Source organism: Thiomonas bhubaneswarensis (assembly GCF_001418255.1).
Classification (GTDB): domain Bacteria; phylum Pseudomonadota; class Gammaproteobacteria; order Burkholderiales; family Burkholderiaceae_C; genus Thiomonas; species Thiomonas bhubaneswarensis.
Genome location: NZ_LIPV01000004.1, coordinates 103,518 through 126,940 on the forward strand (window position 1 = coordinate 103,518; position 23,423 = coordinate 126,940).

15 protein-coding genes are annotated in these 23,423 nt (G+C 65.0%); 9 read left to right on the plus strand and 6 right to left on the minus strand.

The features are described 5' to 3' along the window. Window positions 1-41: 41 nt before the first annotated feature. Window positions 42-530: a bactofilin family protein gene (locus tag ASC45_RS06540; protein ID WP_055450241.1), complete on the minus strand. Its 489-nt coding sequence runs from the start codon at window positions 528-530 to the stop codon at window positions 42-44. An 8-nt stretch (window positions 531-538) separates the two neighbouring features. Then, the gene (locus ASC45_RS06545) at window positions 539-1,507 is read right to left on the minus strand and encodes a M23 family metallopeptidase (protein ID WP_055450242.1); all 969 of its coding nucleotides are present in this window, start codon (window positions 1,505-1,507) and stop codon (window positions 539-541) included. 174 nt (window positions 1,508-1,681) lie between these two features. On the opposite strand from ASC45_RS06545, the gene uvrA reads away from it, so the two are divergent. Continuing rightward, complete coding sequence (gene uvrA / locus ASC45_RS06550) at window positions 1,682-7,507, plus strand: excinuclease ABC subunit UvrA (protein WP_055450243.1); 5,826 nt, start codon at window positions 1,682-1,684, stop codon at window positions 7,505-7,507. Between the two features lie 95 nt (window positions 7,508-7,602). Further along, window positions 7,603-8,853 (plus strand): NADP-dependent isocitrate dehydrogenase, encoded by a 1,251-nt coding sequence (gene icd, locus ASC45_RS06555; RefSeq protein ID WP_055450244.1) that lies wholly within the window; start codon window positions 7,603-7,605, stop codon window positions 8,851-8,853. Between the two features lie 40 nt (window positions 8,854-8,893). Here the strand turns inward: icd and ASC45_RS06560 are convergent, their stop codons facing one another. Continuing rightward, window positions 8,894-12,298 (minus strand): EAL domain-containing protein, encoded by a 3,405-nt coding sequence (locus ASC45_RS06560; protein ID WP_055450245.1) that lies wholly within the window; start codon window positions 12,296-12,298, stop codon window positions 8,894-8,896. 441 nt (window positions 12,299-12,739) lie between these two features. On the opposite strand from ASC45_RS06560, the gene clpS reads away from it, so the two are divergent. Further along, window positions 12,740-13,066: an ATP-dependent Clp protease adapter ClpS gene (gene clpS / locus ASC45_RS06565; RefSeq protein WP_055450246.1), complete on the plus strand. Its 327-nt coding sequence runs from the start codon at window positions 12,740-12,742 to the stop codon at window positions 13,064-13,066. 10 nt (window positions 13,067-13,076) lie between these two features. After that, window positions 13,077-15,386 carry an ATP-dependent Clp protease ATP-binding subunit ClpA gene (gene clpA / locus ASC45_RS06570; RefSeq protein ID WP_055450247.1) on the plus strand — a complete coding sequence of 770 codons (2,310 nt, stop codon included), beginning with the start codon at window positions 13,077-13,079 and terminating at the stop codon, window positions 15,384-15,386. Here the strand turns inward: clpA and ASC45_RS16220 are convergent. Further along, window positions 15,331-15,714, minus strand: a complete 384-nt coding sequence (locus ASC45_RS16220) for a DUF2345 domain-containing protein (protein WP_141655742.1) — start codon at window positions 15,712-15,714, stop codon at window positions 15,331-15,333. The genes clpA and ASC45_RS16220 overlap by 56 nt on opposite strands. A gap of 172 nt (window positions 15,715-15,886) precedes the next feature. Here ASC45_RS16220 and ASC45_RS06575 point away from each other — a divergent pair, with 172 nt between their 5' ends. Further along, on the plus strand, window positions 15,887-18,415 hold the full coding sequence (locus ASC45_RS06575; protein WP_055450248.1) for an ABC transporter permease: 2,529 nt from the start codon (window positions 15,887-15,889) through the stop codon (window positions 18,413-18,415). A 257-nt stretch (window positions 18,416-18,672) separates the two neighbouring features. Further along, window positions 18,673-19,140, plus strand: a complete 468-nt coding sequence (locus ASC45_RS06580; protein ID WP_055450249.1) for a group II truncated hemoglobin — start codon at window positions 18,673-18,675, stop codon at window positions 19,138-19,140. Between the two features lie 38 nt (window positions 19,141-19,178). Here ASC45_RS06580 and ASC45_RS06585 read toward each other — a convergent pair whose 3' ends face one another. Both ASC45_RS06585 and radC read right to left on the minus strand, forming a co-directional pair. After that, on the minus strand, window positions 19,179-19,838 hold the full coding sequence (locus tag ASC45_RS06585) for a Smr/MutS family protein (protein WP_055450250.1): 660 nt from the start codon (window positions 19,836-19,838) through the stop codon (window positions 19,179-19,181). Window positions 19,839-19,876: 38 nt separating this feature from the next. Next, window positions 19,877-20,557: a RadC family protein gene (gene radC / locus ASC45_RS06590; protein ID WP_055450251.1), complete on the minus strand. Its 681-nt coding sequence runs from the start codon at window positions 20,555-20,557 to the stop codon at window positions 19,877-19,879. Window positions 20,558-20,594: 37 nt separating this feature from the next. On the opposite strand from radC, the gene ASC45_RS06595 reads away from it, so the two are divergent. Genes ASC45_RS06595 through serS form a run of 3 tightly spaced genes read left to right on the plus strand, consistent with a single transcriptional unit; the run spans window position 20,595 to window position 23,422 of the window. After that, window positions 20,595-21,089, plus strand: a complete 495-nt coding sequence (locus ASC45_RS06595; RefSeq protein ID WP_245609976.1) for an FKBP-type peptidyl-prolyl cis-trans isomerase — start codon at window positions 20,595-20,597, stop codon at window positions 21,087-21,089. A gap of 17 nt (window positions 21,090-21,106) precedes the next feature. Then, window positions 21,107-22,069 carry a 4-hydroxy-3-methylbut-2-enyl diphosphate reductase gene (gene ispH / locus ASC45_RS06600; protein ID WP_055450253.1) on the plus strand — a complete coding sequence of 321 codons (963 nt, stop codon included), beginning with the start codon at window positions 21,107-21,109 and terminating at the stop codon, window positions 22,067-22,069. 60 nt (window positions 22,070-22,129) lie between these two features. Then, window positions 22,130-23,422, plus strand: coding sequence for a serine--tRNA ligase (serS, locus tag ASC45_RS06605; protein ID WP_055450254.1), 1,293 nt, complete (start codon window positions 22,130-22,132; stop codon window positions 23,420-23,422). The last annotated feature ends 1 nt before the right edge of the window (window position 23,423 follow it).

Consider the following 23,423-nt stretch of genomic DNA (forward strand, 5'->3'; position numbering starts at 1 on the left):
GCCGCTGTTGCACCCTGCTGGACGAATGTCAAACGCCGAGATTACGCATCAGGCTGAATGGGGGTGTCCTCGTCACGGCCGGCAAGAGGTTCGGCATGATCGATCTGCAGCATTTCGGCCTGCGGCTCCACCCCGGTGCGGCTGTAGCCGACGAAATGCGCCCCGGCCTCGATGTCGAGCGACTGCGCCGTCACATCGCCTTCGACCCTTCCCTGTCCGTGAATGCGCAGATGCTCGACGGCTTGCACCCGAGCCTTGATGCGGCCATGCACCAGCACGCTGCGGGCGGTGACCTTCTCGCCCTCGATGACGCCGGTGGACGAGACTTCCAGATCGCCATCGACCTGCACGGTGCCGAAGATGGCGCCGTCGATGCGCAGATTGCCAGCCGCGCGCAGATCGCCGCGAACCTCGCTGCCGGCTCCGATGAAGGTCAGGGCCGAGGGCGTGACGGCAGCGGAGGAGGTGGAGATGGCGGCGGCGTCCTTCGCCCACACGTCGGTGGTCTTCGGGGTCTTGGGTTTGAACATGGCTTGTCCTATCGTTGCGCGAGGAGGTAGGTGGCGGGGTCGAGGGTCTTGTCGCCGTAGAACAGGGTGTAGTGCAGGTGCGGGCCGGTGGAACGGCCCGAGTTGCCCGACAGCGCAACGACCTGACCACGCTGCACGGCCTCACCCGGCTTGACCATGATTTTGCTCAGGTGCCCGAACAGGCTGCGATAGCCGAAGGGATGATCGATCACCACGCAGTTGCCGTAGCCCGCCTTCCACCCGGCGCTCTCCACGACGCCATTGCCGGTGGCGTGCACAGGGGTGCCGATGTTGACGCCGAAGTCGATGCCGTTGTGAAACTCGATGCCCCCGCCCATCGGGTTCGGGCGCAGGCCGTAGTCGGAGGTGATTTCGGCGTTGCCCGCGACTGGCTCACCCATCGGCCGCGCGGCCTCGAACGCGGCGAGGTGTTGCGCCTGCGGCATGAGCAGGCTCAGCCGTTCGGCGATCAGCGCGGCCTCGTCATGCACCATGCCCGCAGCGTTGCCAGGGGTCATCGGTTCGGCAAGGCCGCCCTGATGAAGGCTTTTGTCTTCTACCGGGAATTGCTTTTCACGCGTTTGCACAAAACCGCGCATGGTCGAGGCCAGGGTGTCCACTCGTTGTTTCAGCGCAAGCAGGGAGTCGGCCATGGCGCCGTTTTCGGCCTGCAAGTGAGCGTTGGCGGCTTGTGCCGCCTGCGCCTGCGCGGCCAGGCGCTCGGCGCGCTGCTGCGCATCGGCGCTGCTGACCTGAGACCAGGTCATGTAGAGCGTCACGATGAGCCACAGCAGGGCTGCGGTGGCGATCCAGAGCGCCCCACGGCGCAGCGCGTCGAGGTCGATCCGCAGCGTATGCGCCGGATGCCCGGGACGGGTGATGATGATTTCCAGATGCCTCGAGCTGGCGGCGGCGCGGGCGTTGGCTGGTCTGCCGAACAAGGCAGAGAGCAGGGCGGGGCGCTTGGGCAATCGCATGGCGTGAGTCTGCGGTCGAATCGTTGACAAATTCTATCCAGCGCGGGGTGGCGACCCCCGCAAATACGGGTGGGGTAACACGGACTGGAACGGCACATCCGCGTGCTGCTGAAGGGCGCGCGGCGCCATTCCCCGTGGTTCACGGCCGCAAAGAGCTGTCGGTATAGTGATTGGATGACTGCACATTTCCCCAGCCCGGCGCCGACTGCAACTGCGAGCGACGGCGCGATCCGCATTCACGGCGCGCGGCAGAACAACCTGAAGAATCTCGACCTGGACATTCCGCTGGGGCAGATCGTCGTGGTCACCGGGGTGTCGGGGTCGGGCAAGAGCTCGCTGGTGTTCGACACGGTGTATGCCGAGGGCCAGCGGCGCTATGTCGAAACTTTTTCGCCCTATGCGCGGCAGTTTCTCGACCGCATGGACCGGCCGCAGGTCGACCGCATCGAGGGCATTCCACCGGCCATCGCCATCGATCAGACCAACCCGGTGCGTACTTCGCGTTCCACCGTGGGCACCATGACCGAGCTGGCCGATCACCTCAAGCTGCTGTTCGCCCGCGCGGCCACACTGCACTGCCGCGGCTGTGGCGCCGAGGTGCGGCGCGATTCGGCGCAGAGCATCGCCGACGACGTGCAGCGCCGCGCCGGGCTGCTGCCCCAGGGGCTGCGCGCCGCGATCGTGTTCGCGGTGAAGGTGCCGCACGGCATGAGTGTGGAGCACATCACTCAGCAACTTGCCGCGCAGGGCTACACCCGCCTGCTGGGCGAGCGCGAGACGCCGCAGGGCAAGGTGCTCGACGTGGTGCAGGACCGATTGCGCCTGCCCGCCGACGATACGGCGCGCCTTTCCGAGGCCATCGAGGCGGCGCTGCGGCTCGGCCAGGGGCGCATGGAAGTGCGCGAGCTGCCGACCGATGACGCCGCAGGCGGGGCGGTCTGGCGGTATTCGTCGGATTTGCACTGCCCCGATTGTGACCTCCATTACCGCGACCCCAGCCCCGGCCTGTTCAGCTTCAATTCGCCCGTCGGCGCTTGCGACACCTGCCGTGGTTTCGGCCGGGTGATCGGCGTCGATCTCGATCTGGTGATCCCCGACCCCAGCAAGACCCTGCGGGCCGGGGCGGTCAAGCCCTGGCAGACGCAGAGCTTTGCCGAGTGTCAGACCGATCTGGAGCGCTACGCCGCGCAGGCCGAGGTGCGGCTCGACGTACCCTGGGCGGAACTGAGCGAACGCGAGCGCACCTGGGTGATCGAAGGCGATCCCGACTGGCGCGGCAACTGGCAGAAACAGTTTTACGGCGTGCGGCGCTATTTCGACTGGCTGGAGAGCCGGGCGTACAAGATGCATGTGCGCGTGCTACTGTCCAAATACCGCAGTTACACCGCCTGCCCCGCCTGTCAGGGCGCGCGGCTCAAGACCGAGGCGCTGCTGTGGCGTATCGGCTCGCATGAGCAGGCCGAGCAGGCGCTCGCGGGCGGCTACAAGCGCTTCCGGCCGGTAGGCGCGTCGTGGAGCGACGCGGTGCTCGCCAGCCTGCCGGGGCTGAATCTGCATGACGTCAATTCGCTGCCGATCGAGCGTCTGCAGCGCCTGTTCGCCGATCTGGCGCTGCCGGACATGGCGCAGGCGGCCAGCAGCATGCTGCTCGACAACATCCGTTCGCGCCTGCGCTTTCTGCGCGATGTCGGGCTGGGCTATCTCACGCTCGACCGCCAGTCGCGCACGCTTTCGGGCGGGGAGGTGCAGCGCATCAATCTGACCACCGCGTTGGGCACGGCGCTGACGCAGACCCTGTTCGTGCTCGACGAACCGTCCATCGGCCTGCATCCGCGCGACCTCGACCGGTTGGGCGGGGTGTTGCAGCGCCTCAAAGATGCGGGCAATTCGCTGCTGCTCGTCGAGCACGACCCCCAGCTCATGCGCGCCGCCGATTGGATGCTGGAGATCGGCCCCGGGCCGGGCGAGCGCGGCGGACATCTTGTGTTCCAGGGCACGGTCGATCAGGCGCAGCGCGCAAACACGCTCACTGGACGCTACCTCGGCGGTGCGCTGCAGGTGAGCGACGCCCTGCCGCGCCGCCGCACTCCGCGCCGCGACGAGCAGGGCGGCCTGCTGGCACCGCGACTCATCCTGGAAGGCGCGCGCGAGCACAACCTCAAGGCGCTGACCGTCGAGATTCCGCTGGGCGCCATGACGGCGCTCACCGGCGTGTCGGGCTGCGGCAAATCCACCCTCATCGGCGACGTGCTGTATCCGGCGGTGGCCCGTGCGCTGGGCAAGGCCGCACCTGTGCCCGGCGCTTTCGACCGCCTGCTCGGTGCCGATCAGGTGGGCGATGTGGTGATGGTCGATCAGTCGCCCATCGGCAAGACGGCGCGGTCCAACCCGGTGAGCTTCGTCGGCGCGTTCGACGGCATCCGCGCGCTTTTCGCTGCGCTGCCCACGGCGCGCGAGCGCGGTTACACCGCGGGCACCTTCAGCTTCAACAGCGGCGATGGCCGTTGCCCCACCTGCGGAGGCTCGGGCTTCGAGCATGTGGAGATGCAGTTTCTCTCCGACGTCTATCTGCGCTGTCCCGACTGCGACGGCAAACGCTACCGCGCCGAAGTGCTCGAAGTGCAACTGTCGGCGCAAGACGGGTTCGCCCCGCTGAACATGGCCGAGGTGCTCGACCTCACCGTGGCTGAGGCGCTGCAGCGCTTTCGCGGACAGTCCGACATCACCCGGTCGTTGCAGGCCCTGGTCGATGTGGGGCTGGACTATCTGCGCCTGGGCCAGCCCACGCCGACGCTCTCGGGCGGCGAAGCTCAACGGCTCAAGCTCGCGGGCTTTCTGGCCGAGGCCGCCAAAACCCGGGCTGGGCTGACGCGCAAGGGCACGCTGTTCCTGTTCGACGAGCCGACCACTGGCCTGCACTTCGACGACGTGGCCAAACTGCTGCGGGCGCTGCGCAAACTGCTCGACGCCGGACACACCGTGCTGGTGATCGAGCACAACCTCGATGTCATCGCCTCGTCGGACTGGGTCATCGACCTCGGCCCGGAGGGCGGCGACGCTGGGGGGCGTCTGGTGTTTGCCGGGCCGCCCGACGAACTGGCCGCCTGCGCGTCCTCGTACACCGGCCAGGCGCTGGCACACGACCTGGCGCAGCGCGGCGCGGGACGAGGCCCCTTTTCACTTCGCGGGGGAAATTCGACGGAGGCCGCCAATGACCCATCGCTGCTGCGAGTCGCCGAACCCACTGCAACCTACGCCGCCGCCAGTACTGAGGCCGCCGACGAAGCCATCGGCCCCCATCTCGCCAGCGCGCTGCGGGCGGGCAAAGCCGGGTTCATCGCCATCCGTCAGGCGCGTGAACACAATCTGCGCGCGGTCGATGTGGACATTCCGCGCGGCGAGATGACGGTCATCACCGGGGTTTCGGGGTCGGGCAAATCGACCCTGGCCTTCGATGTGCTGTTCACCGAGGGCCAGCGGCGCTATCTGGAGTCGATCAATGCCTACGCCCGGCAGTTCGTGCAACCCGCAGCACGGCCGGATGTGGAGGCCATCGTCGGCATTCCGCCCACGGTGGCCATCGAGCAGCGCACCAGCCGCGGCGGGCGCAAGAGCACCGTGGGCACGCTCACCGAGGCTTACCACTTTCTGCGACTGATCTACGCCAAGTGCGGCACGCAATACTGCCCCGACTGCAACATCCCCATCGAGCCGCAAAGCCCCGAGGCCATAGCCGCGCAGCTTCTGCGCGACTGGCGTGGCCAGCACATCGGCCTGCTGGCGCCGCTGGTGGTGCAGCGCAAGGGTTACTACACCGATCTGGCAGTGTGGGCCCGAACCATGGGCTATACCCACCTGCGGGTGGACGGCGCATTCGTGCCGACCGATGCCTGGCCGCGTCTTGATCGCTTCAAGGAACACAACATCGAACTGCCGGTCGGCGACATCGTGGTGCGCGCCGACAACGAGGAGGCGCTGCGCGAGCTGCTGCGCCGCGCGCTGGCGCTGGGCAAGGGCGTGGTGCTGGTGCTGGCGCCGCTCGATGGTTTGAAGGAAGCGATGGCCTCGGGGCAGGCGACTGCCCAGATGAAGAGCCTGCTGCTGTCCACCAAGCGGGCATGCCCCGGCTGCGGGCGCAGCTTCCGTGAGCTCGATCCGCGCCAGTTTTCCTACAACTCGCCCACCGGATGGTGTCCGACTTGCTTCGGCACCGGAGAACTGATCGCGGGCTTCGATGCCGAGCAGACCGGCGAGGAGGCCGCCTGGGTCGAGGCGGACGGCGACAAGCCCACGCAGCGAGGTTCTTCCGCCCGGGGACGCAAGGCTGCACCCGTGGCGCAGGACGGCGGGCAGGGGGCCTGCCCGAGCTGCCACGGCGCGCGGCTGAACCGCGACAGTCTGGCGGTGCGGCTGCGCGATCGTTCCATCGCCCAGCTCGCCGCGCTCGATGTGGATGCTGCCGCCGACTGGTTCGGCGCCCTGGCGCTGACGCCGCGCGAGGCCGAGATCGTCCGCGATGCGCTGAGCGAAATCCGCGCGCGATTGGCGTTCATGCAGCAGGTGGGTCTGGGCTATCTGGGTCTGGACCGCGGTGCGCCGACGCTCTCCGGCGGCGAGGCGCAGCGCATTCGGCTGGCGGCACAGCTTGGCAGCAATCTGCGTGGTGTTTGCTATGTGCTCGACGAGCCGACCATCGGCCTGCATCCCCGAGACAACCGCATCCTGCTCGACGCGCTGGCCCTGCTCAAGGCCAAGGGCAACACCCTGGTGGTGGTGGAGCACGACGAGGACACCATGCGTCGCGCCGATCATCTCATCGACATCGGCCCGGGTGCTGGGCGGCGCGGCGGGCAAGTCGTGGCCAGCGGCGTACTGGCGGAAGTCTTGGCTCATGCCGACACGGCCACCGCACGCAGCCTGCGTGACCCCATGCCCTGGCCCTTGCAGCCTCGGCCGCTCACCACCGCCGACCAGCCCGCGCTGCATCTGCATAGCGCGCATCTGCACAACCTGCAGGGCCTGAGCGCGCAGTTTCCGCGTGGGCGGCTCACCGTGGTCACCGGCGTGTCGGGTTCGGGCAAATCCACGCTGGCCCGCGAAGTGCTGGTACCCGCGCTGCGCCAGCGGCTCGCGGGAGACCAGGGCGAACTTGAGGGCGCGGGCGACCTTACCGGCTGGGAAGGTCTGGAACGCGTGCTCGAGGTCGATCAGGCCCCGATCGGCAAGACGCCTCGCTCCTGCGCAGCCACCTATCTGGGCATCTGGGACGGCATTCGCCAGTTGTTCGCCGACACCGAAGAGGCCCGCATCCGCGGTTACTCCGCCAGCCGCTTTTCCTTCAACACCGGCCCGGGCCGCTGCCCGACCTGCGAAGGGCAGGGCGCGGTGAAGGTGGCGATGAACTTCCTGCCCGATGTCACCGTGCCCTGCACCGATTGCAACGGCCTGCGCTTCAACCCCGAAACGCTCGCGGTGCGGCTGCGCGGACGCAACGCCGGCGAGGTGCTGCAGATGGAGGTGGATGAAGCGGTGGAGTTTTTCGCCGCGCACCGCAAAATCCATCATGCCCTGCAACTGCTGCAGGACGTGGGGCTGGGCTATTTGCAACTGGGCCAACCCAGTCCGTTTCTGTCAGGCGGTGAGGCGCAGCGCATCAAGCTCGTCACCGAGCTGGCCACCGCGGGTACTCGCCCCACCGTGTACGTGCTCGACGAGCCCACCGTTGGCCTGCACAAGACCGACACCGAAAAACTCATCCGCGTGCTGCACCGCCTGACTGACAGCGGGCATACCGTGGTGGTGATCGAGCACGATCTCGACATGATGGCCAATGCCGACTGGCTGATCGACCTCGGCCCCGAAGGGGGCAAGGGCGGCGGGCGGCTGGTGCTGCAGGGGCCGGTGACCGCCTTCCTCGCACCCTCGGCGTCTGGCCACACTGCCCAGGCCCTGCGAGCCGCCTGGGCGCAACACGCGGCCGCACTTGCCCCCAAAGCCTGACGCCGAAAGCATCACTCTTATGTCATATACAAGACCTTATCCATCTGGCCCGCGTGCGGCATAGAATGCTCGGGTTACTACCGAAGGAGACCCTCATGGATCAGCACATCCGCGTTCCGGCAGGCGAAAAGATCACGGTCAACCCGGACTTTTCGCTCAACGTTCCCGACCATCCCATCATTCCCTACATCGAGGGCGACGGTACGGGCTTCGACATCACCCCGGTGATGATCAAGGTGGTGGATGCGGCGGTGCAAAAGGCGTATGGGGGCAAGCGCAAGATCGCCTGGATGGAAATCTTCGCCGGTGAGAAGGCAACCCGGGTGTACGGCCCCGACGTCTGGCTGCCCGAAATCACCCTGCAGATCCTGCGCGACTATGTCGTCTCCATCAAGGGCCCGCTGACCACGCCGGTGGGCGGCGGCATCCGCTCGCTCAATGTGGCGTTGCGTCAGGAACTCGACCTTTATGTCTGCCTGCGCCCGGTGCGCTATTTCCAGGGCGTGCCCTCGCCGGTCAAACACCCGGAGAAGACCGATATGGTGATCTTCCGCGAGAACTCGGAAGATATTTATGCCGGCATCGAGTGGGCCGCCGAGTCGGAGGGCGCGAAGAAAGTCATCCAGTTCCTCGTCGGCGAGATGGGGGTGAAAAAAATCCGCTTTCCCCAGACCTCTGGCATCGGCATCAAGCCGGTGTCACGCGAGGGCACCGAGCGTCTGGTGCGCAAGGCCATGCAGTACGCCATCGACAATGACCGCAAGTCGGTCACCCTGGTGCACAAGGGCAACATCATGAAGTTCACCGAGGGTGCTTTCCGCGACTGGGGCTACGCCCTGGCGGGCAAGGAGTTCGGCGCCCAGCTGCTCGACGGCGGCCCGTGGATGAGCTTCAAGAATCCGCGCACCGGCCGCGACATCGTGGTCAAGGACATGATCGCCGACGCCTTCCTGCAGCAGATCCTGCTGCGGCCCGACGAGTATGACGTCATCGCCACGCTCAACCTCAATGGCGACTACATCTCCGACGCACTCGCCGCCCAGGTGGGTGGCATCGGCATTGCGCCGGGTGCCAACCTCTCCGACAGCGTGGCGATGTTCGAGGCCACCCACGGCACCGCGCCGAAATACGCGGGCAAGGACTATGTGAACCCGGGCTCGGAAATTCTCTCCGCCGAAATGATGCTGCGTCATCTGGGCTGGGTCGAGGCCGCCGACCTCATCATTGCCAGCATGGAAAAGGCCATCCTGTCCAAGCAGGTGACCTACGACTTCGCCCGTCTGCTGCCCGGCGCAACGCAAGTGAGCTGCTCCGGCTTCGGCCAGGTGATGATCGAACACATGTGAGCCTTGCAGGGTCGGCCCGCCGACCCTTGGTTCACCGGAGTCAGGACGCGGCCGCGCGTTGCGACTGCGCTAATGTGCCAAAGCGCTCGTAAAACTGGTTTCTGACCTGCTGGTAGTCGGGATGTCGCGTGCCCTGGGTCTGCGCCAGATGGTGCATCTGCCGGTGCAGGGCAGCCGCCTCGGAATGGGCGAGCCCCTGTGTGGCTAGAAATTGCCCGACGCGGCAATGCAGATGGGCGTTGGCCGGATCGGACGAAAACCGATCCTGCGCGCCTTGTTCCCAAAGCCAGTGCGATGCCATCACACCCATGAGGGATTGGGGCGTCCCGGGCAGATCGAGCCGAAGGAAACGCGCGATCCAGCCCGGAATATCGGCGGCCGGCATGGGCTGAGCCAGGGCATAGCCCTGCGCCAGATCGGCGTCGAGCATGCGTGCCGTTTCGACCAGTTCCTGGCTTTGCAGGCCTTCCATGGCGATCTGCAGATCCATGCTGTGCGCCATTTTGATGATGGAGCCCACCAGCGAGATGGTGCGGTGCGGCGCCTTGTCGGCCTCGTGCAGCAAGCCCTGATCGATCTTGATCAGGTCGAAGGGCAGATTGCGCAAACGCAGCAGACTGCTGTAACCCGAACCCAGATCGTCCATCGCGAGCCGCACGCCCAGCGCATGCAGATTGAAGATCGCATCGGTGTAGCGGCTGATGTCGCCGATCTCTTCGTTCTCCAGCAATTCGAAGGTCAGCCGTCTGGGCGACAGCGAATAGGGCGCAAGCGCTGAGCGAATCCACTGCATGCAGTCGGGATGGCGCAAGCTGCTGGGGGGCAGGTTGAAGGACAGCTCCAGCTCGAAGCCCATGGCATCCCACCTCGCAAGGGCCGCTACCGACTGTTGCAAGCCCTCGACGAACAGCCGGTTGAGCTCCTGCTCGCTGAGCGCGGGCAGAAAGTCGCCTGGTCCGATCACACGGCCGTCTTCGAGTTGCAGACGTGCCAGCGCCTCGACCTTCGTGCAGCGGCCATGCCTGAGGTTGACGATGGGCTGCATATACATTTGCAGCCCGCCAGAAAACAACCGGGTGCGCCAGTGGGCGCGCTCGTCGGCGCTGAGGCGTCGTGATGGCTCGGTGCGAAGGCGCTGCAGAGCTTCGGTGAAGACGCTGCAAAGATTGCCCAGTACGTCGCGCACCCAGGGTGTCTCGAACTGGTTGGGAAGACGGCCGTAGAGCGCCAGAACGGCCTGAGCGTGCGATTGCCTGTCTAGCAGGGGCACGGCGGCCGCGCTCCGGGCCGTGCCGCCGCCGGGCAATGTTGGCAGGCTGGCCACCGTGCCTTGCAGCCAGGACTCTGCGATGAGGGCCGCCGCGGGCATGGGCGCGACGCCGGAGCCATGACTCGTCCATTCCGTGCTCAGATGGGCATGACTGGCACTCTGCGCCTCGATCACGAACTCGCCGCCAACATTCTGCGCATGGATCGCGCATCCGGCGATGAAAGGCCACTCTGCGAGGTGTTCAAGAATGCGATCCACCATGTCGGCCCACTGTCGCCTGTCTTGCAGGGCCTGCGACAACTCGCGCACTTGCTTTTGCAGGCGAAGCTGCAGCGCAAGTGCCGCCTCGGCTTGAAGTGACAGATCGTTCTGCAGTCGCAGATAAAGCACGCGGTTGAGAAACTGCTGCTGGCTCAGGCGACCCGGAATGCGCTTGGAAAGATCGACGAGCGTGCGATAGTGGGCGCCGTTGGCACCGATCAGGGCGCGGTTCGAAACGCCGATCAGGGCATGCACCTCGCCAAGATGCAAGGCGCTCTTGCGGTGAGTCTCCGCCGTCAGCGAAGGACTTATGAGTAGGCGCAGATATTGGGCCTGGCGGCTCTTGAGCACGGCTAACGCATCCGGTGAGAGTAGGCCGAGAATGCGGGCGTTCTCCGGGTCGATTTCGAGCTGCTTGTAAAAGCCCTCGGCCATCGACACGAAGCGTCGCGCCAGAAAGCGTTCGGCCCAGACCAGTTGCGCAGCACTGGCCGGTCCATAGAGATCAATATTTGTGACTCGGGCCGAGTTTTCGCGCTCGGTGCGGGTGAATAGAGCAGCCTCCGCAAGCCCGAGCAGCGCTTGAGGCTGGGAGGTGTCTTCTGGATACAGGGCACAGCCCACCGAAGCCGTGATCTTGCGCCTGAAATCGTGCTGCAACAGAAAGGAGGGCGTCACCGACCGGATGACGGACTCCATGCGCGCCTGCGCCTCGTCGATCTCCAGGTCGCGATAGATCAGGGCGAAGCTGTCCGCGCCGACGCGCGCGAGTGCCTTCACCTCAGGCAAGCTGCGCAGGCGCTCGGCCACCTGCAGCAACACGCTGTCGCCCGCGTCACGCCCCCAGCGATCGTTGATTTCGGCAAACCGATACAGGTCGATCACGATGACGGCGAGCTGGTGTGACGGCGCCAGGTTTGTGGACAGAGGCACCAGTTGTGCCTTCAGGCCCTCGCGATTGAGCAAGCCGGTGAGCCCATCGCGTTCCGCCGCCGCATGAAGCTCCTGACGCCGTTGTTCGTTTTGCCTGCGGTTGTGCCTTACCAGTAAAACCAAGACAGCAAAGCTGAGCAGCAACAAGGCTTCGAGGGCCCAGCGCTTGAGGCTGGCGTTCACCCAGCTCGACGTGGCATAACCCGAGGGCAGCGCAGCCAGCACCCGCAGCGGGTAGCCGGGCACATCCTCACGCATGATCGTTTCGCCTGGTGGGCTGGCAGATGGGCCACCTACGTAGACCTTGCCCGCCCTCCAGTCGCCCAGGCTTCGGTCATTCTGCGCATTGACCGTGGTCAACGTCCAGGGGGGTGAGAAATCATTGGTCGAGGCCAGCAGGGCTGCGGTGCGGTACTGGGCACTGAGCACGAACAGCGCCTGGCCATCAGCATCGGTCTTGCGGAACCGAAGACCCACGAACTCGGGAGCATCCTGGCTCGCGATATCCAACGCCTCATTCGGCTGACCCGCAAGCGGGCTGAAACTCGTCGCGGTAGAAGATGGCGTCTGGCTTACCGTGCCCGCCGATGCGATGACCGCATCACCGGCGGGCGAGAGCACGGCCACCGACATCAAGCCTGGATCGAGACGAAGGAATTCATTCAGAGACTGTGACAACCGGGCGGTCGACTCGGCAGTGTGGTCGTTGCCGCCGTCACGAAGGGTGCTGGCCAGAAAGCGCAGCGCGGCGAAGTGGGCATCGAGGCGGCTGACCAGACGGCCGGCGTAGAGCGCGGCCGCCGTGCGAGCACGTATGTGCAGATCGTCCTGCGCTCGCCGGTATTCACGCCACTCCAGCGCCGCGATCACCACGACCAACAGAACCAGGGCGAGGAGCAGAGCGTTCCAGGTGCTCAGCGGCCCCAGCCGACGAGGGACACGCGCTTCGCGTCTGGGCGGTAACTCTGCGGTTTCGTACATGGAGGCGTGGAATCGGTCTGAATGGGTTGGCGCATTCGAACCCCCAATATTGGGGGGGTACGGCTGGAGAATACTTGACCTCGCACAGCGCGACATTGACATGACACCAGGATGTCCGTCGGACCCGAGGATCACGGGCTGCAAACAGCCTTGGGGTGACCTGCCGCAGCCGATCCGCCACATGGCATCCTCAGCTGCATTGCAGAACTTTCGCTACCCAAGCCCGCCAGACCCCTCGGTCAAGCTTTGCCGCTCTGCCTTCGAAGGCTGACGACGCCGGAGAAGCTTTGCGGAAACTCTTGATTTCGAGCAAAAACGCCGCAGGTGACGAGCGTGTCCGTACTCGAATGTCGTAACTTCGAAACACCCCTGCAGAGGCTGGGGAGGAAATCAATCGGCAGCCGACGGTGATGGACGTCGCTCCCTACAATCGAATGCACTATGGCAGCACCCCAATCTCCCCATCCCGCCGACGGTGGCGCCGTCGTCGTGGAGCGTCAGACGCTGCGGCTCAAGCCGCCGGCGATGTATCAGGTCATCCTTCTGAATGACAACTTCACGCCGATGGAATTCGTGGTTGTCGTCATTCAGCACTATTTCAATAAAGACCGCGAAACGGCGACGCAAATCATGTTAAAAGTGCATCAGGATGGTCGCGGCGTATGCGGGGTTTACACCCGCGATATCGCGGCCACCAAGGTGGAACAGGTGATCGGAGCGGCCCGTCAGGCCGGTCACCCTTTGCAGTGTGTGATGGAAGCCATCTAGGAGGCTCGTGATGATTGCGCAAGAACTGGAAGTCAGCCTGCATATGGCTTTTGTCGAGGCGCGCCAGCAGCGCCACGAATTCATCACCGTCGAGCATCTGCTGCTGGCCCTGCTCGACAATCCCTCAGCTGCCGAGGTGCTGCGCGCGTGTTCGGCCAATCTGGACGACCTGCGCAAGAGCCTGACGGCCTTCATCAAGGAAAACACCCCCATCGTCCCGGGCACCGACGATGTCGACACTCAGCCGACGCTGGGTTTCCAGCGGGTGATCCAGCGCGCCATCATGCATGTGCAGTCCACCTCCAACGGCAAGAAAGAGGTGACGGGCGCCAATGTGCTGGTGGCCATTTTCAGCGAGAAAGACTCCCACGCCGTCTATTACCTGCACCAGCAGGGCGTCACTCGGCTCGATGTGGTGAATTTCCTCTCGCACGGCATCCGCAAGTCCGAGCCTGTCGAACCGGCCAAGTCGGCCTCCGCCGCAAGCGAGGAGGGCGGTGATGAGAAAGAGGGCAAGGAGTCGCCACTCGATCAGTTCACCCTCAACCTCAACGCGTTGGCGCAGCAGGGCAAGATCGATCCGCTCATCGGCCGCGAGCATGAAGTCGAGCGCGTCATTCAGGTACTGTGTCGCCGCCGCAAGAACAACCCGCTGCTGGTGGGCGAAGCCGGCGTGGGCAAGACGGCCATTGCCGAGGGCCTGGCCTGGCGCATCACCGAAGGCCAAGTGCCGGCCATTCTTGAAGATGCCGTGGTCTATTCGCTCGACATGGGCGCGCTGCTGGCGGGCACCAAGTATCGCGGCGACTTCGAGCAGCGCCTCAAGGCTGTGCTCAAGCAGCTCAAGGACAAGCCGCACGCCGTGCTGTTCATCGACGAGATTCACACGCTCATTGGCGCCGGTTCGGCGTCGGGGGGCACGCTCGATGCCAGCAATCTGCTCAAGCCCGCGCTGTCGTCGGGCCAGTTGCGCTGCATCGGCGCCACGACCTTTACCGAATATCGCGGCATTTTCGAGAAAGACGCCGCGCTCTCGCGCCGTTTCCAGAAAATCGACGTGGTCGAGCCCAGCGTGCAGCAGACCGTGGAAATCCTGCGCGGCCTCAAGTCGCGGTTCGAGGAGCATCACGGCGTGAAGTATTCGCCGGGTGCGCTGTCGGCCGCAGCCGAGCTTTCGGCCAAGTACATCAACGACCGCCACCTGCCCGACAAGGCCATCGACGTGATCGACGAGGCCGGTGCGGCGCAGCGCATCCTGCCCAAGAGCAAGCAGAAAAAAACCATCGGCAAGATCGAGATCGAGGAAATCATCTCCAAGATCGCTCGCGTGCCGGTGCACAGCGTCACCACCGACGACCGCTCCAAGCTCAAAAACCTCGACCGCGACCTGAAGAACGTGGTCTTCGGGCAAGAAGCCGCCATCGACGCGCTGGCCGCCGCCATCAAGATGGCCCGCTCCGGTCTGGGCAAGCCCGACAAGCCCATCGGCGCCTTCCTGTTCAGCGGCCCCACGGGTGTCGGCAAGACCGAAGTGGCCAAGCAACTAGCCTTTACCCTGGGCGTCGAACTTATCCGCTTCGACATGTCGGAGTACATGGAGCGCCACACCGTGTCGCGCCTCATCGGCGCGCCGCCCGGCTATGTGGGCTTCGACCAGGGCGGCCTGCTGACCGAGGCCGTGACCAAGAAGCCCCATGCCGTGCTGCTGCTCGACGAGATCGAGAAGGCTCACCCCGACGTGTTCAACGTGCTGCTGCAGGTCATGGACAACGGCACCCTCACCGACAACAACGGGCGCAAGGCCGATTTCCGCAACATCATTCTGATCATGACCACGAATGCCGGCGCGGAGGCCATGCAGAAATCGACCATAGGCTTCACCACCAAGCGCGAGCAGGGCGATGAAATGGCCGACATCAAGCGCCTGTTCACCCCGGAGTTCCGCAACCGGCTCGACGCGACCATCAGCTTCAAGCCACTGGACGAGGCCATCATCCTGCGCGTGGTCGACAAATTCCTGCTCCAGCTCGAAGCCCAGCTGGCCGAAAAGAAAGTGGACATCACCTTCTCCGACGCCCTGCGCAAGCACCTGGCCAAGGCCGGTTTCGACCCCCTCATGGGCGCCCGCCCCATGCAGCGCCTCATCCAGGACACCCTGCGGCGAGCCCTGGCCGACGAACTGCTGTTCGGCCGCCTGGTCGATGGTGGGCGCGTGTCGGTGGACATCGACGAGACCGCCGAGAAAGACAAAATCAAGCTCGACATCACCCCGCCCGATCCAAGGCCGAAGAAAAAAGAAGCGGAGGACGCTGCGGCCTGACCCCAGAATGCTTGGCTACGCAGCCTGCCAGGCGTGCCGATTCGCGGCTCAAGCTCGTCGGCCCCGAGAAGCTTTTGGCACCGGCAGGCACGGTGATCTGCCTTGGAAACTTTGCGTTGATGGCGCCAGCGAGGGTGATGCTGGCGTCCGCTGAGACGGCGATGACGATTCTCCTCGCCGCGGCGAAGTCGATGTCGGCATTGGTCGACGCCAGCGAAGTGTCCCTCTGGCTCCGCCACCTCAGTACATCAGCAAGCGCGACATCGACACTAGCACCGGCAGTTGGTGTAGCTGATGGACACCCTCCTGCGCTACCAGTGGTCAACATGAACCGCCGGATGCGGAACCGCAAGCCCGGTGGTATGGCAGGACTGATCTACCCGCCGTCTCTAACACGATGCTTCAGCCTCCAGAGGGGCTGGCCAAAGCCATCCATCTGCGCAGGCGCTCGCCGACGGTGACAATGCGAGAACGGTTTTCGCTTCACTCGACTTTTTCCGATGGATTCTTTGCGGCAGCTTTGGCGTGATTGGCGCAGCGGCGAACTGCGTCTTTTGTTGCTCTCGCTTGTTTTGGCGGTTGCAGCCTTGTCGGCTGTGGGCTTCGTTGCGCAGCGGCTGCAAGGGGCTTTGGTGCGAGATGCGGCGCAGTTGATCGGGGGCGATGTCGTGGTCGTGAGTGACCATCCGCTCGATCCGATCTACTTGCAACAGGCCGAAGCGCAGGGGCTGCGGCACATGCAGACGGCGGTTTTTCCCAGCATGGCTTTGGACGTGAAGGGCGATCACACGCGTCTGGTGTCGGTGAAGGCGGTCGGCGCGCATTACCCGCTGATTTCGCAGGTGGCGCTGCGCTCGGGGATGCAGGGACAGGAGTCGTCCCGATCCGGGCCGCCAGCGGCGGGGACGGTGTGGGTGAATGCCAGCGTGCTGGGCGCGCTGAGGCTCAAGGTGGGCGATCTGTTGCAGCTGGGTAATGCCCGTTTTCGCATTGCGGCCGTGCTGGTGCGGGAGCCTGATACAGGCTCGGGTTTCATCAACTTCGCACCGCGCGTGATGATGAACAAGGCCGACTTGCCATCTACCGGGCTCATCCAGCCGGCAAGTCGGGTGACCTACCGACTTGCGGTGTCGGGGCCTGCTCGGATGGTGGCGGCTTACGCGGATTGGGCTGAGTCGCAGATCCGGGCGACAAAGGCTCGCGGCATGCGGGTGGAGACCGTGGCCGACAGTGGCCCGGCTCAGGAGCAGACGCTCAAGCGCGCTTCCGATTTTCTGCATCTGGTGGCGCTCATCACGGCGCTGATGGCTGCCGTGGCGGTCGCGCAGTCGGCGCGGGACTTCGCCCGGCGGCGTCTGCAATCGTGCGCGGTGCTCAAGGCGCTCGGCATGCGTCAGAGCGTGTTGTTGCGCCGTCATGCGGGCGAGTTTCTCTGGCTCGGTGCTTTCGCCGTCATCATCGGCGTGCTGCTGGGCCTTCTGGCGCAGGCGGCGATGATCGGGCTGCTGCACGGGTTGATCTCGGCGCAGGTGCGGGAGTTGCCCGCCCCGGGCTGGGCTCCGGCGCTGTTTGCTGCGGCGACAGGCATGGTGCTGTTGTTGGCATTCGGGCTTCCCTCGGTGTTGCAGCTGGCGCGGGTGGCGCCCATTGCGGTGCTGCGCCGGCACTTGGGACGTCTGCAGTCGGCGCCGGTTATCACCGTCCTGGTGGGCGTTGCGGCGTTTGGCGTGTTGTTGTGGCTGCAGGCCGGTGATCTGCGTCTGGGCGCCATTGCTGCCGGGGGCTTCATCGGGCTGACCAGCTTTTTCGCGCTGATGGCGTGGCTGATGTTGCAGGGGCTGAAGCGCTGGATTCGCGGTCGTGGCGCCTCGGCTCAGACGGCGGGAGGGTTGGTGCACATGGCGGCGCGGCAACTGTCGACGAGGCCTTGGGGCGCGGTGGTCCAGATCACTGCCCTGAGCCTTGGCCTGCTCGCGCTGATGTTGCTGGTGTTGATGCGCACCAGTCTGATCGATGCGTGGCGGGCCTCGATTCCGCCGAATGCGCCCGATCGGTTCGTCATCAACATCCAGCCGGAGCAGGCCGCGGGGTTTCTGGCGGCTTTGCGACATGATGGTGTGACGCGGGAGGACTGGTATCCGATGTTGCGGGGTCGCCTGGTCGCCATCAATGGGCGGCCAGTGTTCGGCCGGGATTACGACGACACGCGCGCGCGAGAACTGATTGATCGCGAGTTCAACCTCTCGGCCAGTACCGTGCTTCCCAAGGCCAACACCCTGGTTGCCGGCAACTGGCTCGCCACTGCCGGACCTCACGCCAAGGGCCTGTCGGTGGAGCAGGGCATCGCCAAGACTCTGGGGTTCAAGCTGGGGGACAGTCTGACGTTCGATATTGCCGGTCAGCGGGTGACCGCGCCCATCACCAGCGTGCGGCATGTGGATTGGAGTTCGATGCACGCCAATTTTTTCGTGCTCTTGCCGCCGTCCATGCTCAAGGATCAGCCGGTGACTTACCTCGCTGCCTACCGCGCTCCCGGCGATGCGCAGCGCATGGATGATGAACTGGTGCGGCAGTTTCCCAACCTCACCGTGGTCGATGTGGGCAGCTTGCTGGCGCATTTACGCCATCTGATCGAGCAGGTCATCACCGCGGTGCAGTTCCTCTTTCTGTTCGCCTTGGCCGCAGGACTTGCCGTGCTTGCGGCCTCGCTGGCGTTGTCGCGCCAGGAACGGGTACGCGAAATGGCCGTATGGCGTGCGCTCGGGGCTTCCTCGCGCTTACTGCGGCGCATGGCCCTGATCGAAATGGTGTGGGTCGGTGCGCTGGCGGGACTGCTAGGCGCTGCAGGAGCTGCGGGCATCAGCGCGGCGCTGGCGCACTGGGTGTTTCGGTTCCCCTGGCAGCCGCCCTGGCTGTTGTGGCCTGCTGCCATGCTGGCGGCCGCGCTGCTGGCGATGCTGGCCGGCTGGTGGAGTCTGCGCGGTGTCTTGCGCACAGCGCCAGGGCAGAGCCTAAGGGCGTTGAACTGATTCAGGGAGCCTGTCGGACTTGAGGATCGCGGGCTGCAAAAGGGCACAGCAAAGCCCTGCAGCTGCGGCTTTTTGCCCCATAGCGCAGGCTTGCGGGCTGCAAATCCGCCGCCACATGGCATCCGCATGCCCCTTTTTCTCTCTCCGCGCCCCAAGCACGACAGGCTCCCAGATTGATTTGAGACAAGCGCCAGGGGGGAGCTTCTCCCATAATCGCGGCTGTTTTTGTTGATCCGACCGATCGAGGTCCCGTTCTCATGTCAGAAACCATTGCCATCATGCCCGAATCCACCACACCAGAAACGCGGGTCGATACGCCCTATCAACGTCTTGGGGGCGAGGAGGGCGTGCGCCAGTTGGTCGATCACTTCTACGACCTGATGGAACTGGAGCCCAAGTACACCGAGCTGCGTGCCATGCATCCCACGACTTCGGAGCACACTCGGGAGAAGCTCTACCTTTTCCTCAGCGGCTGGCTGGGCGGGCCCGATCTGTATTCGCCCAAGTATGGCCACCCTCGCTTGCGCATGCGGCATTTTCCGTATGCCATCGGCACCAAGGAGCGCGACGACTGGATGGAATGCATGGTGCAGACCCTCAACGAAGTGGTGCAAGACCCCGTGTTGCGCTGCCAACTGCACGAGGCCTTCGCCGGTACCGCAGACTGGATGCGCAACAAGGCCGAATCAGGCAACATGCCCGCGGGCAACGTGGTGCATGCCTGATGCACTGAAGTCCTGAGGGCATGGCTCAGCAGTAACTGTCAGCCGTGCTCGGTGCGGCGTGCCGAGCGCAGCAGCAGCACCAGCGCCCCGGCGCCGCCATCGCTGGGGCGGGCCTGCACATAGGCCATGACCTCATCGCGCTGCATCAGCCAGCTCCTGACCTTGTGTTTGAGCACCGGCTCACGCAGCGGAGAACTCAAACCCTTGCCGTGAATCACCCGCACGCAGCGCCATTCGCGCTGCAAGGCAGATCGAAGGAACTGCCCAAGCGCCTCGCGAGCCTCGTCTCGTCTGAGGCCATGCAGGTCGATTTCGCTCTGAATGGTCCAGTGACCGCGCCGCAGCTTGCGCAAGGTGTCCGAGCCGACGCCTGCCCGCCGCCATGACAGGGTGTCGTCGGTTTCCAGCAGATGATCCAGGTCGAGCTCGTCCGACATGGCTTCGGTCAGCACGGCTTGTTCGTCCCGCAGTGATTGGCGGGGAATGGCGCGAGGCGGGCGCGGCAGCAATCCAGGCGGTACGGCGTGAGGCGATTGCGCCAAGGGCCGCACCCCGGCAGCCGCCGAGCGAAACAGCGCGCGATCGGCGGACGTGGGCACGGCTTCGGCTTGCGGCGCAACGGCGGTCGAGGTGGCGGCCTGGGCTTGTTTGTGTGGCGCCTGCGGCTCGCGCAGCCGTTTGCGCAAGTCTTTCAACATTTCGAGGCATTGCGGGTCCGCTACAGGACGGGACGACTTCACAGCAGCCCCCTTTCGGCAAACGACACCACACTGTGGCGGGTGACCACCAGATGGTCGAGCACCCTCACATCGACCAGGGCCAGCGCGGATTGCAGCGCTTGAGTCAGCGTGCGGTCTGCGGCGGACGGCTCGGCCACACCGCTGGGATGGTTGTGCGCCAGGATGAGCGCGCCCGCGTTTCTGCGCAGTGCGGCCTTCACGACTTCGCGCGGATAGACGCTGGTGTAGGCCAGCGTGCCGCGGGAGAGTTCCTCAGCGGCGATCAGTTGGTGCTGAGCGTCGAGAAACAGCGCGGCAAAAATCTCCATGGGCTGAGCGCCCAGCCACAGCCGCAGATAGTCGCGCACGGCGGCGGGTGAGTCGAGCAGCGGTTGCTGGGTCATCTGCTCGCTCAAGGTACGCCGGGCCAGTTCCAGCACGGCGGCGATTTCGGCAAACTTGGCGGCACCCAGACCCTTCACCTTGCGCAGATCATCGGCCGGGGCGTTGAGCAGACCGTGCAGGCCGCCAAAGCGGTCGAGCAGGGCGGCGGCAAGGTCGATCGCACTTTGTCCGCGTACCCCGGTGCGCAGCACGATGGCAACCAGTTCAGCGTCGGCCAGGGCGTGCGGGCCACGCGCCAGCAATTTTTCGCGGGGGCGGGCGTCAGCGGGGAGATCGGCGATGCGCGTGGCCATGGGGGTTCCACCTAGAATGGATGTTTACGCTGCGTCAGTGCACTATTTTGCCTGCCCGCCCATCATCGTGCCTTGCGTTCAACCCGATTCCTATCTCACCCTGCATTACCGTCTGAGCGACCCCGGCGGCGTCGATGCGGTCAACACCTTCGGCGGCACGCCGGCAACCCTGACACTCGGCCAGGGGCAGCTCAGCCCGGCGCTCGAAGCATTGCTCGTCGGGCTCGACGAAGATGCCCACCGCACCTTCGACCTGCCCGCAGGCGCGGCCTTCGGGGCTCGCATCCCGGGCCTGTTGCGCTGGGTTTCGCGCGAGGGCGTGGAGCGAGCGCGGGAGTATCCCGGCCCTGAGCCGCAGGTTGGCGACGTGATGCGTCTTCGCCTGCCCATCCAGGCCGATGGTGAAGTCGGCCTGCTGAGCGCACTGGTGCGCGAAATCGATGTCGAGGGCGATGCGATCCTGCTCGATTTCAACCATCCCCTGGCCGATTGTCCCACGACCTTCGAGGTTCAGATTCTGGCCGTGCTTTGAGGCCGCAAAACTCACCTATGTCGCAACAGACCGATTCAGCCGCCTCTCCAGAAGTCTTGCTGGCCAATCCGCGCGGTTTCTGCGCCGGCGTGGACCGGGCCATCGACATCGTCGAACACGCCTTGACGCGGTTTGGCGCACCCATCTATGTGCGCCATGAAATCGTGCACAACACTTATGTCGTCAACGACCTGAAGGCCAAGGGCGCGGTCTTCGTGGAGGATCTGGAGGATGTTCCCCGGGGCGGCACGGTGGTGTTTTCGGCGCACGGGGTCTCACAGGCGGTGCGTGACCAGGCGCAGGCGCTGGGCCTGCAGGTGTTCGATGCGACCTGCCCGCTGGTGACCAAGGTGCACGTCGAAGTGGCCAAGATGCGCCGCGAAGGTCTGGAGATCGTGATGATCGGCCATGCCGGGCATCCCGAAGTCGAGGGCACGATGGGGCAGGCCGACGGCATCCATCTGGTGCAGACCGTCCAAGACGTCGCCCGACTGGCCATTGCGCCCGACGCGCCTCTGGCCTATGTCACCCAGACCACGCTTTCGGTGGACGACGCCGTCGACATCGTTGCGGCCCTGCGCGCCCGGTTTCCGCAGGTGCGTGAGCCGAAAAAGCAAGACATCTGCTACGCCACCCAGAACCGTCAGGACGCCGTCAAGCTGCTCACCTCGCAGGTCGATGTCGTCATCGTGGTCGGCAGCCCGACCAGTTCAAATTCCAACCGGCTGCGCGAGGTTGCGCAGCGCATGGGCAAGCCCGCCTATATGGTCGACAGCGCCGAAGACGTGCGGGCGGAATGGCTGCAGGGCGCCAGCCAGATCGGCCTGACCGCCGGTGCATCGGCCCCTGAAGCCCTGGTCGAACAGGTGATCGCCAGACTGAAGAGTTTCGGCGCGGTGGCCGTGCGCCAACTCGATGGCGTGACCGAGTCGGTGCAGTTTCCCCTGCCGCGCGGACTTCTGGTCAGAGCCGAGACCTGATCCCCGCTTGCCCGGCTGCCCGGACGCGGCGGCCTCCCCACTTGAGAACCCCCAGACATCATGCTCGACATCACTCTATTGCGCAAAGACCTGCCCAACGTCGTCGCACGGCTTGAAACTCGGGTCAAGCCCCAGACTTACCTTGACGTCGCCCGCTTCGAAGCCCTCGAATCCGAGCGCAAGACGCTGCAAAAGCGTACCGAAGATCTGCAGGCCAGGCGCAATCAACTCTCCAAGCAGATCGGGCAGGCCAAGGCCAAAGGTGAGGATGTGACCGCCATCATGGAGGAGGTCGGCCAGATCAAGCTCACACTGGAGACCGATGCAAGCCGCCTCGACGCGCTTCAGGCAGAGCTTCTCGATCTCCTCATGGCCGTGCCGAATCTGCCCGCGCCCGAGGTGCCCGTCGGCACCGACGAGGCCCAGAACGTCGAGCTGCGCCGATGGGGCACGCCGCGCGACTTTGACTTCCCGATTCGTGACCACGTCGACGTCGGTGCCCTGCTGGGTCTCGACTTCGAATCCGCCGCGCGGATTTCCGGCTCGCGCTTTGCCGTCCTGCGCGGACAGGTTGCGCGGCTGCACCGCGCACTGGCCCAGTTCATGCTCGACGTGCACACCACCGAACATGGCTACACCGAGGCCTATGTGCCCTACATCGTTTCGGCCCAGGCGCTGCGCGGTACCGGGCAGCTTCCCAAGTTCGAGGAAGACCTCTTCCCCGTCAAACATGGCGACGGCGAGAGCCACTATCTCATTCCCACGGCCGAAGTCCCGTTGACCAATCTGGTGCGAGACCAGATTGTCGAAGCATCGCAACTGCCGCTGCGCTACGTGGCCCACACGCCTTGCTTTCGCTCGGAAGCGGGTTCGGGAGGCCGGGATGTGCGTGGCCTCATCCGCCAACACCAGTTCGACAAAGTCGAACTGGTCTGGATCACCCGCCCCGAAGAATCGGCCGCGGCGCTCGACAAGCTCACCGCCCATGCCGAGAGCATCTTGCAACGACTGCAACTGCCCTATCGAACCATCGTGCTCTGCACCGGCGACATGGGATTCGGCAGTGCGCGCACGCACGACATCGAAGTCTGGCTGCCGGCGCAGAACACCTATCGCGAGATCTCGTCCTGTTCCAACATGGAGGCGTTCCAAGCGCGCCGCATGCAGGCGCGCTACCGCGCCGACAACGGCAAGACGGAATTGGTGCACACCCTCAACGGCTCGGGCTTGGCAGTAGGCCGCACCCTTGTGGCCATGCTCGAAAACCACCAGCGCGCCGATGGTGGCATCGACATCCCCGAAGCCCTACGCCCGTACCTGGGTGGACAAGCCAGCCTGCTGCCGGGTGCCTGAT

Bases quoted from the DNA above. Each gene is read 5' to 3' on its own strand.
- uvrA (WP_055450243.1), top strand. From the start codon at position 1,682: ATGACTGCACATTTCCCCAGCCCGGCGCCGACTGCAACTGCGAGCGAC.
- serS (WP_055450254.1), top strand. From the start codon at position 22,130: ATGCTCGACATCACTCTATTGCGCAAAGACCTGCCCAACGTCGTCGCA.
- radC (WP_055450251.1), bottom strand. From the start codon at position 20,557: ATGGCCACGCGCATCGCCGATCTCCCCGCTGACGCCCGCCCCCGCGAA.
- ASC45_RS06545 (WP_055450242.1), bottom strand. From the start codon at position 1,507: ATGCGATTGCCCAAGCGCCCCGCCCTGCTCTCTGCCTTGTTCGGCAGA.
- ASC45_RS06560 (WP_055450245.1), bottom strand. From the start codon at position 12,298: ATGTACGAAACCGCAGAGTTACCGCCCAGACGCGAAGCGCGTGTCCCT.
- ASC45_RS06580 (WP_055450249.1), top strand. From the start codon at position 18,673: ATGTCAGAAACCATTGCCATCATGCCCGAATCCACCACACCAGAAACG.
- ASC45_RS06575 (WP_055450248.1), top strand. From the start codon at position 15,887: ATGGATTCTTTGCGGCAGCTTTGGCGTGATTGGCGCAGCGGCGAACTG.
- ASC45_RS06585 (WP_055450250.1), bottom strand. From the start codon at position 19,838: ATGTTGAAAGACTTGCGCAAACGGCTGCGCGAGCCGCAGGCGCCACAC.
- clpA (WP_055450247.1), top strand. From the start codon at position 13,077: ATGATTGCGCAAGAACTGGAAGTCAGCCTGCATATGGCTTTTGTCGAG.
- clpS (WP_055450246.1), top strand. From the start codon at position 12,740: ATGGCAGCACCCCAATCTCCCCATCCCGCCGACGGTGGCGCCGTCGTC.
- ASC45_RS16220 (WP_141655742.1), bottom strand. From the start codon at position 15,714: ATGTTGACCACTGGTAGCGCAGGAGGGTGTCCATCAGCTACACCAACT.
- ASC45_RS06540 (WP_055450241.1), bottom strand. From the start codon at position 530: ATGTTCAAACCCAAGACCCCGAAGACCACCGACGTGTGGGCGAAGGAC.
- ispH (WP_055450253.1), top strand. From the start codon at position 21,107: ATGTCGCAACAGACCGATTCAGCCGCCTCTCCAGAAGTCTTGCTGGCC.
- icd (WP_055450244.1), top strand. From the start codon at position 7,603: ATGGATCAGCACATCCGCGTTCCGGCAGGCGAAAAGATCACGGTCAAC.